Genomic DNA, 16688 nt, shown 5'->3' with positions numbered 1-16688 from the left:
GAGAGTTGAAATGGAACTTTTCGCCTATCACAACTCCCATAAGTTATACTTTCGCGCTCCTTTTGGAGCTGTAACCTGTGGGCAGACAATTCTTTTGCGCCTGGAAATATGTTCGGTTATGCCTGTTGAGGACTGTTTCTTTAGAGTTTGGGAGAAGGAACAGGAACATTTAATTCTGATGGATGTAAAATCTGTTGAGATTTTGGAAAAGGGCGGCGAAAAGTTATTTCCTGCTGCCGGTGCTATAAAGGGTTCTGAACAAAGGGTGGTATTTGAAACAGAATATGAGGTTCCCGATGTACCTGGACTTATTTGGTATTATTTTAAGTTTTTCGTCGGAGGCCAATGTTACTTTTATGGCAATTCCCGAAGATTGGGAGGCGAGGGTCAGCTTGAAGATCACGAGCCCCCTTCTTACCAAGTGACGGTTTATCATCCCCTGAAAGTTCCTGAGTGGTACCAAAAAGGCATTATGTATCAGATTTACGTCGACCGTTTTTACCAGGCCCATGACGAAGGCTTTCCTCCCTATCCCAGAAAAAATGCCCTAATTCATGCCAATTGGTATGAGCCTCCTATCTATGTCAAAGACGAAGAGGGCAGAGTAACTCATTGGGACTTTTTTGGCGGCAGCTTGGTAGGCGTTATAAAAAAGCTGCCTTATCTTCAGGAATTGGGCATCAGCGTTATTTACTTTAATCCCCTATTTGATGCTCCGAGTAATCATAAATACGATACAGCCGATTATCATAGGATTGATCCTATGTACGGAGATGAAGAACTCTTTGAGCAGCTAGTCCTCGAAGCGAGGAAATATGGTATTTCACTCATCATAGATGGCGTGTTCAGCCATACAGGGAGTGACAGTATTTACTTCAATCGCTATGGCAATTACCCAAATTTGGGTGCTTATCAATCTGAAGATTCCCCTTATTATAAGTGGTATCGATTTAAGGGCAGCAGCAAGGACTATAAGGGATGGTGGAATGTTGACGCGCTGCCGGAAGTGAATGAATTGGAACCTTCTTATCAAAACTTTATCTTTGACGCCGACAGCGGGGTCCTTCAGAAGTGGATGAAAAAAGGGATTGCCGGTTGGAGGCTCGATGTTGCGGATGAGCTGCCGGATGAATTTATCCGGAAATTTAGGAAATTGATGAAAACTATGAATCCCGAGGCGGTCCTTATCGGAGAAGTATGGGAAGATGCCTCAAATAAACAGAGCTATGGTCAATGGCGCCAGTATTTTTGGGGTTATGAGTTGGATGCAACGATGAATTATCCTTTTCGGGATATTGCTCTCAACTATATTCTCGGCAAACTCAGTTCTGGCATGGTGCATCAGCGTGTGATGAGTTTGTTGGAAAACTACCCCTGGGAGAATTTTAGTGGGGCGATGAACCTTATCGGAAGCCATGACCGCGAACGTATTCTGACTCTTTTAGGAGAGGCTCCTCCTGAAGAGACATTAACAGAAACCCAAAAACGCACCTATAAGCTTGCGGCAGGAGCTCGGCGGCTGGCGGTACAGAGATTGAAACTTCTCACCCTAATTCAAATGACCTTCCCGGGTGTTCCTTGTATTTACTACGGAGACGAAGCCGGAATGGAAGGGTATAGCGATCCTTACAATCGCGGGACATTTCCCTGGGGACAAGAAGACAAAGAAATCTTAACTTGGTATAAAAAGGTTATCGGCTTGCGCCGTGAATATGAGGTTTTTCAAGCCGGTGATTTTCATTCCTTCTTTCTGGAACCGGATATTTATGGATTTCGACGGTTCTGGAGAGACGAGGAAATTACAGTTATGGTTAATAGCAGCCTTATACAGTCAAGGGAGATAGCCTTAGATCTTAATTCTTCAGCTGATTATAAATTGAACCCTTCTTGCATCAATTTACTCAGTGGTGAGACTCTCGACGGAGAAGAGGCTAAAAATCCTCAGACCATAAAACTGGCTCCTTTATCCGCGTTAGTTCTGTTAAAGAAACAGAGCTGGTTGTCTTTTCCCCAGCATGATTTTTCTCGTGCTTGCGGGGTTTTAATGCCTATAAGTTCTTTGCCCTCTGATTTTGGCAGCGGAAGCGGAGATTTTGGAGCAGAGGCTTATGGCTTTATTGATTTTTTAGTGGATACAGGGCAATCGTTATGGCAGGTCCTGCCGTTGAATCCGGTAGGCTTAGGGGATTCTCCCTATCAAAGTGATTCCGCTTTCGCCGGAAACTCTAGGTTGATCAGTCTGGAACTCTTAATCCGAGAGGGGCTCCTGCAGGAGTCAGCGCTTAAAACGTTTTCTCAAGGCCTGCAATCTCCGGAAAGGTTTAAAGAATCTTGTCTCCGTGAAGCCTTTAAGGCCTTTAGAGTTCAGGTTCAAAAAACTGCCCCGGAATACTATGGGCTGGACTCTAAGTATCTTTCCCGTCAGAACTATGTCAGGTTTCTAAGGGATAACCGGGAATGGCTGGATGACTACGCTCTCTACCGTGCCTTAAAGGCATATTTTCCAGGTATGGCCTGGTATGAATGGGAACCGGAAATAGCTTGCCGCAATCCGGCAAAACTTGCGGAGTGTTCTCAGCTGCTCGAAGAAGACATAGAATTTCAGCGGTTTGTCCAGTATACGTTTTATTTCCAGTGGCGGTCTCTGAAGGAATATGCGGCAGCTAAGCATGTAAAATTAATCGGGGATATTCCCCTGTTTGTTGCCGGTGACAGCTGCGATATCTGGGTAAACCGCAAACTCTTCAAGTTAGATGAGCGTGGGTCCCCTATAAAAGTGGCAGGCGTTCCTCCCGATTATTTTAGTGAGACCGGTCAATTATGGGGAAATCCCGTCTATGATTGGGATGCTTTGGCTGCTCAGGATTATGTTTGGTGGAAGAAACGAATAGAGCTCGCCCTTCGGCTTTTTGATTATGTACGTCTTGATCACTTCCGCGGCTTTGAATCCTATTGGGAGATCGATGTTAAGGAAGAAACAGCAATCCATGGTCATTGGATGAAGGGACCTGGAAAACGGTTTTTCGAGAGTCTGGCGGAAAGATTTGGAGAACTGCCTTTTATAGCAGAGGACCTGGGGATTATAACAACGGAAGTCACTATTTTAAAAAAGATTTTTGGGTTTCCAGGCATGAAGGTGCTCCAATTCACTTCTCTTGAGGACATTGACTCCGAAGGCGACACGAATATTGTTTACTACTCTGGTACCCACGACAACGATACTTTGTTGGGATGGTACAAATCAACGATGAGTAGCAATGGCGAGGAATCTGACTGCGATCAGGAATTAGAAAATGAGAAATATCAGGAGGAAGAGCTAAAAAGAGCGTGCCGTAAGCTTATTGAAAAGTTATATATGAGTCAGGCCGCTTGGGTTATTACCCCAATGCAAGATGTATTGGGACTTGATTCGAAAGCCAGAATGAATGTCCCTGGGACTGTTGGAGGGAATTGGTGCTGGACATTAAACAAAAATTTGCTGACAACAGAGGTGAAGACCTGGCTTCAGTCTTTGGCCAGAAATGCACAAAGGTAAGTCTCGATAATAAAATAAAACAGGAACATGACTGGATAAAAGATTTTCCAGCATGTTCCTGTTTGATACAGTTGCCAGGCTCCCACTTATACAAGTGGGAGTAGTTCCCATACCTTGCTTCGGTCAGGTTAGAATCCATCCCTCAGCGCGATAGCATTTGTTATGGGCTGGGCGTTTTCGGCGAAAGTGTCTGCAGGACACTATCGCCTCCAAGCCCGATGTTCGGCTTTAGCTGAACAAGTTTACTACGTTAATTGCTCGATCCATTGTCTAAAAGAGTCTACATTTGTGAAACAGATAGATGGCTTTAAGTCCATCACTTGCTGGATCTGAGCTGTATTAGCCCAGACAGCTCCAACTGAAAATGTACCGGCATTTTTAGCAGCGATGATGTCATAAGCCGTATCACCAATATAAGCAACTTCAAAAGGCGAAACGTCCCAGGCTTGGAGAATCTCCTTAATGTGTTTAGGTTTATCCGCACCCTGCTCTGATCCGGTAATTACTAACTCGAAATATCGACCCAGCCCCGAATGTCTTAAGGAGATAGACATACTTCCGGGACCTTTGCCGGAAACGATAGCCAGCTTAATTCCCCGCTGCAAAAGCAATTCCAGGGCATCCTCTATCCCGGGAAAAGGTTTGGCAAACTCAGCGTGGGCTTGATCGTATTCTTCCAGATAACTCTGGAGGCCTTCCTCCCATCTATCAGGAAGAACTTTTTTAAAAACCCCTTCTTCTGAAGGTCCAAACAGGGCGGCGATTTCTTGATCGGAATATTCGCGGCCTAAAAACTTTAAAAGGACCTTGCGAAAACCTGTATAGCAAACGGGCAGTGTATTGAGCAATGTCCCGTCTAAATCAAAAATAAATCCCTTAAGTTTCATCGCTAGACTCCTTTCGTTATTGTTATTTATCATCCGTTGCATCGCCGTTGCCAAAAACGGGTATTGTGTCGCCTAAAAACGTTGGTTTAGGTTTAAATACTTTGACCCAAAGAAAATCTTTGTTCCGGGCAGCTATTTCCCGGAGGTTGTAAACGGTCATGACTTGTCCGTAATCGTGCTTGTCGGAAGCCACTCCATAGGCTTCGAGTCCCATTTCCCGAGCGAGAAAAACTGCACGCATAAGATGATATTCCTGAGTTACGATGATTACCTTGTGAACTTCAAAAATATCTCTGGCACGATAAATGCTTTCATAGGTACTAAAGCCTGCATGATCCATAAAAATGTCCTGACTGGGGACTCCTTTATTCAGCAGGTAGCTCTTCATAGCATTGACTTCATCATAAGTTTTCCGCCCATGGTCGCCGCTGACCAATAGCTTAGGCGCTTTGCCTTGTTCGTAAAGTTCATATCCTTCTGTTAGACGGTCACCAAGCATAGGTGACGGTGTTCCGTCAGGAGCAACATATGCGCCTAAAACAAGAATGGCATCTACTGAAGGAATATCTTTTATATTAAGGATGTAGTTCGAGCCGACCTTCTCGACATACTTGTTTACAGCCAGAGCCGTGCTCCCTAAAAGCGCTAGAATGACAAGAAAGAGGCAGACAAATTTAGCCAGACGGCCTCTTAGTAATTTGACTTTTTTCACATTGAACAATCCTTTTTCTCTCGAACTTGACATAATATCATAACTCCCCTTAGTATGTCGCCAATGTATCAGGAAATTTCTTCAGAAATCTTTTTACAGTATTTATGTATCACTTTTACTTTACACTATTTTCCTTTATTAATCTATTACTATTAATCCATAGACATCTTCCACAGTAAATTAATAATCGAGCAAGCTATTTATCTTTTACAGAAATCCGACAACAGGAATTTCTTGCTTCACTTCAATATCCTTGATAAACTCGTGGAATTTAAGGCAGGGTTTAAAGGAACTCTGTAAAATATTGATAGTTACATAGTTGGATAGTACAATTATTCTTAAGGTTTATAGGGGGATATGGCGGTTGCATTTATCCAAGCGTAAGACTCCCGCTTTTACAAGCTGGATAGATTCGGAAATGAGGTATAAGGACATGAAACTGGTTGCTATTGGCGATTCGATTACTGAAGGTTATCCTTTTAGCCGTCAGGAATCCTGGGTTGAATATCTGGCTGAGGAATTAAAATGCGATGTAATAAATCAGGGTATTAATGGGGATTTCACCAAAGGGATGCTCGAACGTTTTGAACGAGATGTACTAGCGTTCATGCCCACTCATGTCATTGTCCTTGGGGGGGCAAACGATGCCTATGAGGAAGTAAGTCTAGATCAAGTAAGCGAGAATTTTAGGCGCATGATCGAATTGAGTCAAAGGAAGAACATTATCCCTATCTTAGGTTTGCCAACCCCCTCATTGTTACCTGAAGAAGAACGCTTTTTAGTGGACTATCGAAAATGGTTGGTTGAGTATGCAGCCGAAAAATCAATCCTCATGATTGATTTTTATTCTCCTTTTCGTCTTAGAATCAATAGGGGTCAAGCTGCTGAACTTTTTGTTGATGAAGTCCATCCAAGTAAAAAGGGATATATGTATATGGGAGAAATTGCATCCCAAACGTGGAAGAGGTGGAAAATAATTTAATCTGAGGTATCCTTATATTTCCTTGATTTGGTGGTATAACTAAAGTAGGATCTTCAAAGAAGCCGAGAAATTTATCCTAAAAATTTACAAAAAATTAATTTGAAATTTATTGACCAGAGTGCTATGATTGTATAAACCGTTGAAGGGGAAGTAAAAGCGCACACCAACCTCTCAGAGAGTCGAGTACGGTGGAAACTCGACAGGTATTGGAGCGAGTAAATGGGCCCCGGAGGGCGAAGCGAAACAGCGTTAGCTGTAGTAGTTTTCGACGCTAAGCCAGCGTTATGTGGCGAAGGGTGTGATGGCACTCTGCATAAGAGGATGCATTAATTTGTGCATCAATTAAGGTGGTACCGCAGATTAACGTCTGTCCTTATTTTGAGGACAGACGTATTATTTTTGAGTCCACTCTCGGTTTCAGAGATTATAACGACGTCTGAGACGTGCAGAGAAATTACCCGCAAATTTTAAATTTGAGGGAGGAAATGATGATGAAAGACTTGAAATTAGCAGGACTTGACTCGGAACGAAGCATCATTGAGGTGGACGGAGTAAAAATAGGCGGAGAGGAAATTATCTTGATGGGCGGACCGTGTGCCGTTGAATCAAGTATTCAGATGCAGGAATCTGCTGCATCTGTAAAAAAAGCAGGAGGAAAAATTCTGCGTGGCGGAGTATTTAAACCTCGTACCTCACCATATAGTTTCCAAGGATTAGGCTTGGAAGGCGTCAACTACATGGTCCAGGCCGCTAAAGAGCATGGTTTACTCTGTGTTACTGAAGTCGTTGATACACGAAGTTTGGATTTAGTGGTTGATAAGGTTGATTTGCTGCAAATAGGCGCTCGCAATATGCAGAATTTCGAACTTCTTAAATTAGCCGGCAAGGTTGATAAACCAATTATTCTTAAACGGGGCTTATCGGCAACGATTGAGGAATGGCTGTTGGCAGCGGAATATATTTTATCAGCGGGTAATCCCCGTGTGATTCTCTGTGAACGTGGTATTCGGACCTTTGAGCCCAGTACGAGGAATACCCTAGATGTAAGTGCCGTAGGAGTGGCTAAAGAACTCTCTCACCTTCCGGTCATTGTTGACCCGAGTCATGCCGCAGGGAGAAGGGACTTAATTTCTTCCTTAGCAAAAGCTGCTATTGCTGCGGGAGCAGATGGGTTGCTGATAGAAATGCATCCTAACCCTGATGAAGCTGTAAGTGATGGACCTCAGTCACTTACGCCGGAACAATTTTTGGCTTTGGCTCGAGAATTGGGCGGGGTTGCCCGATCGGTCAGGAGAGCTTTTGACATGGGAACAGGTGATTCACTTGAAGCGCTACGCTCCCAGATCGATAAGATTGATCGCGATATAATTGAAGGTTTAGCGGAACGTATGCAAATCGTCAGGAAATTAAGCGATCAGAAGCGGCTGGATCGAGTGAAGGATGTTAGCAGAGAAAAAGAGATCATCCAGCGTTTAATGACTTTGGCTGAAGAGCTAAATCTGCCTTCAGACTTAATTAAGAAGATTTACCCCTTAATTTTCGAGTATGGCGTTCAAACTCAGATAAAAAGCAAATTGCAGGATGAAAAAATTGACTCATCCTTCTATAATTTGGGGAGTAAATAGTGTAGTCTAGGTTTAGAAAATAAATCTTTATACCAGCGTAAGAGAGAAGGCTTAGTTCAGTTTCTGAACTAAGCCTTAGTAAAGGGGTCTGCTGCAGCCGGCAAGAGGAAAGAAGACGTCACTGTGGATTACCTAAATCAAGGTACTAAGACTTTTTATCTTTTTGCCCTCTCCAGGCGCTGGCGTATTTTTCAAAGGTCTTTTTAACCGTTGTTCCGATTTCGCAGTAGGCCTCATCATTTAAATTTGCTAAAGAGGTTCGAATTGACCATTCGGGACCGCCAAACCCGCCGCCGTTTAAGAGGACAATTGAAGATTCTTCAGCCAGCCGGAAGAGAATGTCTGTGGGTTCATAGGTGGTTTGCAGGTACTTCACGAATTCGTCGCCATAGTTTTGTTTAGCCCAAATTGCTAAGTCAATTTGACTGTAATAGGCAGCGTTGTATGGATCATCGGGCAAGGAACGGTCAAAGCCTTCAAACAACAATTTTTGGCGACGGCGGCAAATTTCCCGGGTCAATTTTTTATAACGATTTTCATGGTCAAGTAAGCAGAACAGCGCGAAAAGGCCCATTTGAACTTGTTGCGGGGTGGATAAGCCTGCTGTATGGTTAAGTGCTACTTGCCGGCTATCGGCGACCATACGATCAATAAAGCGAATTTTACTTGGATATAATGATACGCTCTCATAACGTTCGGCAAGTTCCTCGATTTTAGTGTGAGGAAGTTCGTGCAGTAAGTGATCATAGACATTGTCTTGGTGCAAGGCGATAACCCCTAAACGCCAGCCTGTTGCCCCGAAATACTTGGAAAATGAGTAAACTCCTAGAGTATTAAAGGGTAAGTCTGCCATCAGCGAACGAAAACCATTAACAAAGGTGCCGTAAACATCATCGGTAATAATCATCAAATTAGGATTGTGCTGTCGGATAATTTCTGTCAGATAGTCTTTAGATTCAGTCTTGAGAGCTACTGACGGCGGGTTGCTTGGGTTTACTGTAAAAAGAGCTTTAACATGAGGATCTTTCAACTGATCAAGTTCGGAATTTGGATACTGCCACAGATGGTTGCCTTCTTCATCCATCTCCGTGGCGTTTATTTTTATTACTTCAAATTGATAACGCGACAAATGCGGTATCTCTAAGTAGGGGGTAAATGTTGGGACCATGAGGGCAATTTTGTCTCCCTTTGACAGTAGTTTGTTGGCTATTAAGGAGTCAAAGATATAACACATGGCGGCTGTACCGCCCTCAACGGCAAATAAATCATAGCGACCGGCGGGAGGAGTCCCGTCACACATTTCCTGGATAAGGTAATTGTGAACCACTTGTTCAAGGTGTCTGAGCATGCGATCCGGTACGGGATAATTATCTCCGACAATACCATCGACCAGTTCGTGGATCCAAGGGTCGGGCTCAAAGCCCATCGTTTGAGTTCCATAAGTGAGGACATTTTCCAGCAGTTTAACTCCAGGTGCCTCAGGATGTTTCTCAAGATAGTTTTTGAAGCGCAGAGCAATTCCCTCTTTATGAGGCATACCGGCGAGGTCCTTATCTCTCCAGGTATTGCGGGTTTCTTCGATGGCAAAATGCCCTAAGCTAAAGAACGCTTCCCGGGGAGTAGCGGCAATCCAATTCGGGTTTCCCCTTCCCGCGTTAAGCATCGCCCATAAACTTGTGTCATGATGTTTATCGGCGAGAGCGATTAATTTGTTTTTGAGTTCGAAGGGACTCAGGTTTTCGTACTCGATTTCCAGTTCTCGACGGGTCTGATCGTTATTAATAGTTATCATTCCTTCCAGTTGGCATAGAATTAGTTTTGTTTAGTTCGCTTTTTGCTTTAGATATAAATATAGTTGCCATATATTTAAGAGTAGACCCCCATGCCGCTGTCGCAGCACCAGCAGAGGATGAAAATGAGTCTAGGTCCAGGTGGGCCGGGAAGCTTCGCCAAACCTCTGGGTAATACCTGAAGTGAACCGTGGCTACGCTATCCCACGCAAGCTTTGCAGTCCTTACCGCCTCTCCATGCGATGGGTTTCACTGCTGTTGGGCGAGTCTGCCCTACTTACGGGTCTTTGGCATTTAAGAGTAGTCTTTTCAGAGTAGATAGAAGGTTATTATTTTGGTGCTTAAATTACTCTGCACGCTAATTGAGGCATTTATACACTTTATCCGGTTTTTAAGCTCCCCACTTCTATAAGTGGCACAGCGGCAACACCTTCGGGTGTTAGCCAGGTTTTTCTATCAGTGGAGAAATTAAGCTGCTCTGAGCCAATAAATTGAAAAATCTTAACAAGTTGGTCTTATCTTCTTAAACTTCTTTTAAGAAACCATGAGTATAATGGTTTTCGGAGGTGCAAAAAAAATGGACGGATTTACATATGGCCGAACAAAATTCTCGCCTACGATCATTTACGCATTAATATGTGGATTTCTAACGGCGATATCATTTTGGGTTTCCTATCATGGGATAGCCGATTGGTCATTTAGGACGCAAAGAGGGTTTTGGAATCTCATGGGATTTTTCTCCTTGTTTTTCACGATGGGTTCTGTTTTGCTCTGGTTCTTGAAAAAGAGGATAATTCGTGGCAAACAAAGAGAACCTGGAAGTTTAGTTTGGGTGAACGGCTCAATAATAAAGGGCTTGAGAGAAGCTCATGTTACTCTGGGATGGTTAGCTTTTACCTTCGGCCTTGGACACAGTGCTTTTTATCTGGTTAATCTGTCGTCAAGAATGAATAATGTTTTCAGCGGTATGGTTGCTCTGGCAGGGATGATTCTCGTCTTGCTCACGGGCATAATGTACAGGCATAAGATCATTAGTATGAAAACTTGTAGAATGAGCCATAGAGTGATCTCTTGTATCTTTGGTCTGCTAATTTTAGCGCATATTTAGAAACGATAACGAACTGGATATACTATCTCCAGTTCGTTTGTTTTTGCGATTAAACTTCTTTTGCAAAAAAGGAAGGAATTATTAGGGCAATACCGAATTACTTTAGCAAAAATAGTTGAGAATAAGCCGAATTTTAAGGACCGTAACTAACTCTGTTTTAACTATCCTGTAAGTTATCATAATTGAAAGGCGTGAAATTTAAATGTCACTAAAACCAAGACATATTTATTCTGAAGAGTGGAGTCCTTCGCAGGAGCAAATTAACAGTATCTTTCCGCTAGATAAGATAACCTTAGAAATTGGCAGGAATCCTGGGCTTAAGGTGCTTCGTGATGAGGAGATCAAGACCAAGTATCCTGCTCAATATAATATCTCTGTGCAAGCAAGGGCTTATAGCTTGGGATTAGTTGAACTGCTGCATGAATATTATGAGTCAAATAAAGGGAAGCCTGAACTTGGTGATTTAATTGGCGTGAAATTGCCGCAAATTCTTTGGGAAGATAGTTTAGGTTATGAAGATAAGTTGATCACTCTGCATATTTCCAAACTCAATAAACAAGAAGTCTTTATCAATGATATTGTGCTCGTCAAAAATGAAGATTTTGATATTCTCAGCGATGAATTGATTGATCAAGTACTTAATAATTTGAGAGCTTTTGCCAAAGAACAAGGCGCCAGGTATTTATCTGGTTATGCCGCCAATCGCAGTACTTTAGCCCTCTTAAAAGGTAAGGGATTTCAAGAAGATAAGCGGGAGAATATGGGCAATGATTATCTCTGGAAAATTGCGGCATTGACCGGAGAGCAGATGCCTTTTTATACTGAACTATAAAGTGTCAGTAATAAAGGATGATATGGTTTACCAATATTCTTGAACTAAAAGGAGATTAAATAATGGCCAACAAAATTACTGTTTTTTCGGATTTTTTGTGACCCTTTTGTATGATCGGGAAAGTCCCCCTTGACCAGTTGGCCAAGGATAAAAATTTGGAAGTAGAATGGAAGTCCTTCGAATTAAGGCCGGAAGGAGTGGAAATTCCGCCTAAACCGCCTGAGTATTTGGAACGAGCGAAGGCGGGCATTGAAGCTATGGGACGCAAATATGGCATAAAGATGGTATTTAATGATAAAAGCAAGCATTCCCGGTTGGCTTTGCAAGGTGCAAAGTATGCGGAAGAGCATGGGAAGGGAGATCAGTATCATAACATTGTGTTTGCGGCCCAATTTCAACAACAGAAAGACATTAATGATCTTGAGGTATTAGCAGATTTGGCCGGAGAAGCCGGACTTGACCCGGAACAATTTCGGAAAGCATTGCTCTCGAAGGACTATGAACCGGCGGTCTTGCAAGATTTAGAAGAAGCTCAAGCCTTGAGAATCCCTGGGGTTCCGTATTTTGTCGCTGAAGGCGGGACTGCTTTTGGGGTTCAAAGTTACGAGGATTTGGAGAAACTTGTTTTTGGCACAAAATCAACCTCTGGAGGGCTATCTCTGGATTTGAAACCCAAAGAATAAATAATATAAATTTGCCTATTGTCATGTTCAGATGAGAGCGACAATCAAAAAAAGGCTGCAACGAAAAAGCGAGGCTGCAAGAGAATCTTTTGCAGCCTTGAAGTTTAGCTTGAGAGGATGTAACCATGTGACAAAAGTTGAACGAATTTTGGCGGCTATAAACTTTGCAGACGTGGATCGTGTTCCCAGTGGAGAGTTTAATCTCGATGATAATTTTGTGGCCAAGTTACTGGGCCTTAGGAATGATGTGAGTTTTGAAGACAGGGTGGAGGCTTGTGAACGCTGTGGACTCGATGCTGTGGCTTTTGGTTTGGAAAATGAATCAGGAAACCAAGCCCGAGTTTGGGCAGAATTAAAACGTTGGAGAGAGGAAACGGATTTTTTTATTTTTGCCCTTATTGATGGCCCATTCCAGGGAACAGCTAAACTTTTTTCATCCTTTACCAATTATCTGTTAGCCATTGCTCAAGGGGATCCGATAATTCCGGAACTCGTCCAACAGGTGGCAGCGACAAACCTCGAATTGGGATTAGATGCCTTAGCACTCGGTGCACATGGAATTATCATAGCGGATGATATTGCCTATAATGGAGGGACATTTGTGTCACCGGCTGCTCTGCGCCTGAATTTTTTTCCTGGTCTCAGAGAACAGGTTAAAATAATACAACGTGAAAAAGCTCCAGTTTTCTTCCATGCAGATGGAGACTTAAGAAAGGTATTACATGATATTATAGATTCGGGAATAAATGGGCTGCATTCCCTTGACTTTCCATCATTGGAGGAGATATCTGAGGTCAGAAAGACAACGGAAAATCGGGTCTGCCTCATGGGTGGTTATGATCTGGGATGGTTTGAAGAGGAGAAGAGAATAGAGAGAGCCTATAATTTGTTAGAGGTGACGTCCAAAGGAGGGGGATACATCTTTGGCAGCAGTGCCGGTATCCTTGGAAGCGCTCAAACTCCTCAAAATGTTCTTGAAGTTTATCAATTTGTAAATAACTATCAAAGCAATCGAGTGATGAACTCACATAACTCTTAGATACCCTTTGTGTAGACAATAGGTACAAAGTTGGGTAGAATAGTGATGTAGAAGTTCTGTGATCTTTTCACAGGTGTAGTAAGGTAGAATGTCATGAAGATAACCAGGGGAGAATGTTGGATAATTAGTATGGGAGGATGGTTGAACATGGGGTATTCAGCGCCGTTAGTAAGCTATCCTTTTGAGGTAGCTTTTTTTGTTTTAACAGAAATTTTCTAAAATAAGCAGAAAGGTTGGTTATTTTGTGATCTGGAACAAAGAGCAAGAATGTATGAACCGACGTCAGCTTAAAGAACTGCAATTGGATCGTCTGAAGTGGACAGTGAAGAGGGTTTACAATAATGTTCCCCATTATCGGGCGAAATTTGATGAATTGGGAATTAAGCCTGAGGCTATTAAAGCCTTAGATGACCTAAAGCAATTACCTTTTACCACTAAAGTTGATTTAAGAGATAACTATCCCTTTGGACTTTTTGCTGTTCCTCGTAAGGATATCATTCGTGTGCATGCTTCTTCCGGTACCACGGGACGGCCTGTTGTTGTGGGATATACAGCTAATGATCTGAAGACTTGGACCGATCTTACTGCACGAATGGTTACTTTGGCGGGAGTTACCTCCGACGATGTAGCTCAGATCGCCTTTAACTATGGTTTATTCACTGGTGGATTTGGGCTGCATTATGGCCTGGAAAGGGCGGGTGCTCTTGTCGTTCCGGCTTCGGGCGGGAATACGGAACGCCAACTTATGCTCATGCAGGATTTTGGCACGACTGTTCTAATTTCTACGCCAAGTTATTCTCTGTATATTGCCGAGGTGGCAGAAAAGATGGGTATTGATATCTCTGCTTTAAAGCTGAGGATAGGCCTATTTGGAGGAGAACCATGGACAGAAGAAATGCGCAGGGAGATTGAAACCAGGCTTCATATATCGGCTTCTGATAATTATGGACTTAGTGAGGTTATGGGGCCGGGAGTAGCCGGAGAATGTGAGTTCAAATGCGGGCATCATATTGCAGAAGATCACTTCATTGTTGAGACAATAAACCCTAAAACCGGCAAAGTTCTCGAGCCGGGTCAAGAAGGAGAATTGGTTTTTACCTCTTTAACTAAGGAAGCCTTTCCTGTAATACGTTTTCGAACAAAAGACATTTCGCGTGTTATCCAAGAGCCTTGTCAGTGCGGCCGAAGTACTGCCCGGATGCGCAAAGTTGTGGGCCGAACGGATGATATGTTGATTATTCGCGGGGTTAACGTTTTTCCGTCTCAGATAGAAAGTGTCTTAATGACTATAGAGGGCATCAGTCCTCACTATATCATTAATATTTATAAACATAATTTTTTGGATGAACTTGAAGTCGTTGTTGAGTTGACTCGGGAAGATTTGCTTGAACCTTATTCAAAACTTGAAGATTTTTCAGCTTACATTCGGCAGAAATTGCACGGTGTGCTTTCCATTAATGTACGTTTGAAAGTTGTTCAGCCGGGAACTCTCGAACGAACTGCCGGAAAGGCCAAAAGGGTCTTCGATTATCGGAATTAGTATCCATATTGGTTAATTAAAGATCCTATTGTTTCGGTTTGCGTTAGATACTTAGAAAAATAACGTTAACTAAAGAAGCATATCAATTCGTTATACATTGGTATGCTTCTTTGTTTTGGTCCCATTGAGAAGCAGATCTATTCTTGCTCATATATCTATAAAAACCTTATAATGATTAGAGAAAAAGATTGTATTCCTTACCTGGAGAATGATTACAAGGAGAATGTATGATTATCAAAAAATATCACAGTTTAAACGAGCCAGTTATGAGCCGGGTTTTAGAACTTGAAACTATTTGCAACGATTATGACCAGCTGAAGGGAAGTGTTTTTTTAGATACTTCTCTAAATTTTAACCAAGCAATCCCCGGCATTTTTCTTCTTTATGAGGGCCAAACATTAATTAGCATGTTATCGATGTTCATGCCAAGTCATTTGGAAGTTGAAATTTCGGCAATGACGAGACCGGAGTACAGGCAGAATGGCTACTTTATAGCTTTGTTGGAACAGGCTGTTGAAGAATTACGCAGCCACAACATCCCGGAAATTCTTTTTGTCTGCGAAAGACCTTCAGAATCAGGTAACGATGTTCTTAATCATTTGAAAGCTAGATATGAACATACAGAATATTATATGAGTTTGCTCAGAGGCAGACAATTAAACCGGGGAAAGCAGCGATTGTCTCTTGCTAAAGCCACTCTTCAGGACTTTGAAATACTTGTTCAGCTCAGCAGAGAGATATTTGAAGACAATTATGATGATACAAAGAGTCTAATCCAGAATCGCCTTAGTTCGCAAACCCGAGAGCAATACCTAGTCACTGTTGATGATAAACCCATGGGAATAGCTTCAGTGAATCATTTGACTATTGAAGAAGCCTCGATTTTTGGTTTGGGGATTCTGCGGGAATATAGGGGTAATGGTTATGGTGAAGAACTTCTGGGGCTAATTCTGGAAAACTTGTGGAACCAGGGTAAGCAGCAAGTAACTCTTGAGGTAGACAGCAAAAATGATCGTGCTTTTAGGCTTTACCAAAGGATGGGTTTTCGCATAGAACTTGCCTATGACTTTTATCGCAAGCGAGTTGCTGAGTTTTGCTGACCAGAGTTTTAAGGAAGAATAGAATGGAGGTAAACTAACAGTGTGCCTTATAATTTTCGCCTATGACATTCTTCCCGACTATCATCTTGTTCTTGCGGCCAATAGGGATGAATTCTATGATCGCCCGACAGCAGCTGCGAATTTTTGGGAACCCGAATCCGAGATTTTAGCCGGGCAGGATCTGGAAATGATGGGGACTTGGATGGGGATTACCAGAGCAGGACGTTTTGCTGCTTTGACAAATTTCCGAGATCCTGCCTCACTAATCAGGAATCCAAGATCCAGGGGATTTCTTGTCAGGGATTTCCTTAGGTCTGAGGAGCCGCCTCAGAAATATCTGGAAAACGTTAACCATACCCAGTCTTTATATAATCCCTTTAATCTTCTTGTAGGGGATCTTTCACGTTTAATGTATTTCAGTAACCAAGGCCCTGTAGTTCAAGACCTAAAACCTGGATATTATGGTCTCAGCAATCATTTTTTGGATACACCCTGGCCGAAAGTTCGCAAAAGTAAAGATGCCTTGGTTAATTATTTGGAATTAAACCGTGAAGGAGTGATTGCTTCGGAGTGTCTTTTGGAAATCCTTGCCGACATCAACCCGGCTCAAGACGAAGAGTTGCCCGATACAGGGATAAGCCATGATCGTGAAAAGATGCTTTCGCCAATTTTTATTGCAGGAAAGGATTATGGAACCAGATCTTCTACTGTGCTCCTTCTTGACCGAAAACAAAACGTGTTTTTTCAGGAAAGAAGCTTCTACGGAAATAGTAAGTCTTGGAGTGAAGTCATTTATCAGTTCAAATTAGACACATAACAACTATGAATTATTGTAGTTTGAAGTAATTGTCATCA

13 protein-coding genes and 1 other annotated feature are annotated in these 16688 nt (G+C 42.6%); of the genes, 10 read left to right on the top strand and 3 right to left on the bottom strand.

The genetic code is table 11. From position 1 onward, the window contains the following. Positions 1–10 precede the first annotated feature (10 nt). A complete protein-coding gene (locus ACPUYX_RS15810; protein ID WP_426380598.1) occupies positions 11–3535 on the top strand; it encodes a bifunctional glycogen debranching protein GlgX/4-alpha-glucanotransferase in 3525 nt (1174 codons plus the stop codon). Positions 3536–3780: 245 nt separating this feature from the next. On the opposite strand, the gene ACPUYX_RS15805 is transcribed toward ACPUYX_RS15810, so the two are convergent. Beyond that, the gene (locus tag ACPUYX_RS15805) at positions 3781–4422 is read right to left on the bottom strand and encodes an HAD family hydrolase (protein WP_426380597.1); all 642 of its coding nucleotides are present in this window, start codon (positions 4420–4422) and stop codon (positions 3781–3783) included. A 22-nt stretch (positions 4423–4444) separates the two neighbouring features. After that, the gene (locus ACPUYX_RS15800) at positions 4445–5167 is read right to left on the bottom strand and encodes a SanA/YdcF family protein (RefSeq protein ID WP_426380596.1); all 723 of its coding nucleotides are present in this window, start codon (positions 5165–5167) and stop codon (positions 4445–4447) included. A gap of 400 nt (positions 5168–5567) precedes the next feature. On the opposite strand from ACPUYX_RS15800, the gene ACPUYX_RS15795 reads away from it, so the two are divergent. Both ACPUYX_RS15795 and aroF read left to right on the top strand, forming a co-directional pair. Then, positions 5568–6116: an SGNH/GDSL hydrolase family protein gene (locus tag ACPUYX_RS15795; protein ID WP_426380595.1), complete on the top strand. Its 549-nt coding sequence runs from the start codon at positions 5568–5570 to the stop codon at positions 6114–6116. A gap of 130 nt (positions 6117–6246) precedes the next feature. Next, positions 6247–6494 (top strand) — a binding site (T-box leader). Between the two features lie 113 nt (positions 6495–6607). Then, positions 6608–7741: a 3-deoxy-7-phosphoheptulonate synthase gene (gene aroF / locus ACPUYX_RS15790; protein ID WP_426380594.1), complete on the top strand. Its 1134-nt coding sequence runs from the start codon at positions 6608–6610 to the stop codon at positions 7739–7741. A gap of 145 nt (positions 7742–7886) precedes the next feature. On the opposite strand, the gene aspD is transcribed toward aroF, so the two are convergent. Next, the gene (aspD, locus tag ACPUYX_RS15785) at positions 7887–9533 is read right to left on the bottom strand and encodes an aspartate 4-decarboxylase (RefSeq protein WP_426380593.1); all 1647 of its coding nucleotides are present in this window, start codon (positions 9531–9533) and stop codon (positions 7887–7889) included. Positions 9534–10108: 575 nt separating this feature from the next. On the opposite strand from aspD, the gene ACPUYX_RS15780 reads away from it, so the two are divergent. The 7 genes from ACPUYX_RS15780 to ACPUYX_RS15750 all read left to right on the top strand — a co-directional run bounded on the left by ACPUYX_RS15780 (position 10109) and on the right by ACPUYX_RS15750 (position 16650). Then, positions 10109–10639, top strand: a complete 531-nt coding sequence (locus ACPUYX_RS15780; protein WP_426380592.1) for a hypothetical protein — start codon at positions 10109–10111, stop codon at positions 10637–10639. Positions 10640–10841: 202 nt separating this feature from the next. Further along, positions 10842–11471, top strand: a complete 630-nt coding sequence (locus ACPUYX_RS15775; protein ID WP_426380591.1) for a hypothetical protein — start codon at positions 10842–10844, stop codon at positions 11469–11471. 62 nt (positions 11472–11533) lie between these two features. Then, the gene (locus ACPUYX_RS15770; protein ID WP_426380590.1) at positions 11534–12154 is read left to right on the top strand and encodes a DsbA family oxidoreductase; all 621 of its coding nucleotides are present in this window, start codon (positions 11534–11536) and stop codon (positions 12152–12154) included. A gap of 127 nt (positions 12155–12281) precedes the next feature. Then, positions 12282–13193 (top strand): uroporphyrinogen decarboxylase family protein, encoded by a 912-nt coding sequence (locus ACPUYX_RS15765; protein ID WP_426380589.1) that lies wholly within the window; start codon positions 12282–12284, stop codon positions 13191–13193. Between the two features lie 244 nt (positions 13194–13437). Further along, entirely contained in the window at positions 13438–14733 is a 1296-nt protein-coding gene (locus ACPUYX_RS15760; RefSeq protein ID WP_426380588.1) for a phenylacetate--CoA ligase family protein, read from the top strand. Between the two features lie 227 nt (positions 14734–14960). Then, a complete protein-coding gene (locus ACPUYX_RS15755; protein WP_426380587.1) occupies positions 14961–15833 on the top strand; it encodes a GNAT family N-acetyltransferase in 873 nt (290 codons plus the stop codon). Between the two features lie 40 nt (positions 15834–15873). Beyond that, complete coding sequence (locus ACPUYX_RS15750; protein WP_426380586.1) at positions 15874–16650, top strand: NRDE family protein; 777 nt, start codon at positions 15874–15876, stop codon at positions 16648–16650. Positions 16651–16688 lie beyond the last annotated feature (38 nt).

The organism is Desulfosporosinus sp. SYSU MS00001 (assembly GCF_049943955.1).
In the GTDB taxonomy this organism is placed as follows: domain Bacteria; phylum Bacillota; class Desulfitobacteriia; order Desulfitobacteriales; family Desulfitobacteriaceae; genus Desulfosporosinus.
This window is presented reverse-complemented; position numbering and strand designations above follow the sequence as displayed.

Bases quoted from the DNA above. Each gene is read 5' to 3' on its own strand.
- ACPUYX_RS15810 (WP_426380598.1), top strand. From the start codon at position 11: ATGGAACTTTTCGCCTATCACAACTCCCATAAGTTATACTTTCGCGCT.
- ACPUYX_RS15805 (WP_426380597.1), bottom strand. From the start codon at position 4,422: ATGAAACTTAAGGGATTTATTTTTGATTTAGACGGGACATTGCTCAAT.
- ACPUYX_RS15780 (WP_426380592.1), top strand. From the start codon at position 10,109: ATGGACGGATTTACATATGGCCGAACAAAATTCTCGCCTACGATCATT.
- aspD (WP_426380593.1), bottom strand. From the start codon at position 9,533: ATGATAACTATTAATAACGATCAGACCCGTCGAGAACTGGAAATCGAG.
- ACPUYX_RS15800 (WP_426380596.1), bottom strand. From the start codon at position 5,167: ATGTCAAGTTCGAGAGAAAAAGGATTGTTCAATGTGAAAAAAGTCAAA.
- ACPUYX_RS15775 (WP_426380591.1), top strand. From the start codon at position 10,842: ATGTCACTAAAACCAAGACATATTTATTCTGAAGAGTGGAGTCCTTCG.
- ACPUYX_RS15795 (WP_426380595.1), top strand. From the start codon at position 5,568: ATGAAACTGGTTGCTATTGGCGATTCGATTACTGAAGGTTATCCTTTT.
- ACPUYX_RS15755 (WP_426380587.1), top strand. From the start codon at position 14,961: ATGATTATCAAAAAATATCACAGTTTAAACGAGCCAGTTATGAGCCGG.
- aroF (WP_426380594.1), top strand. From the start codon at position 6,608: ATGAAAGACTTGAAATTAGCAGGACTTGACTCGGAACGAAGCATCATT.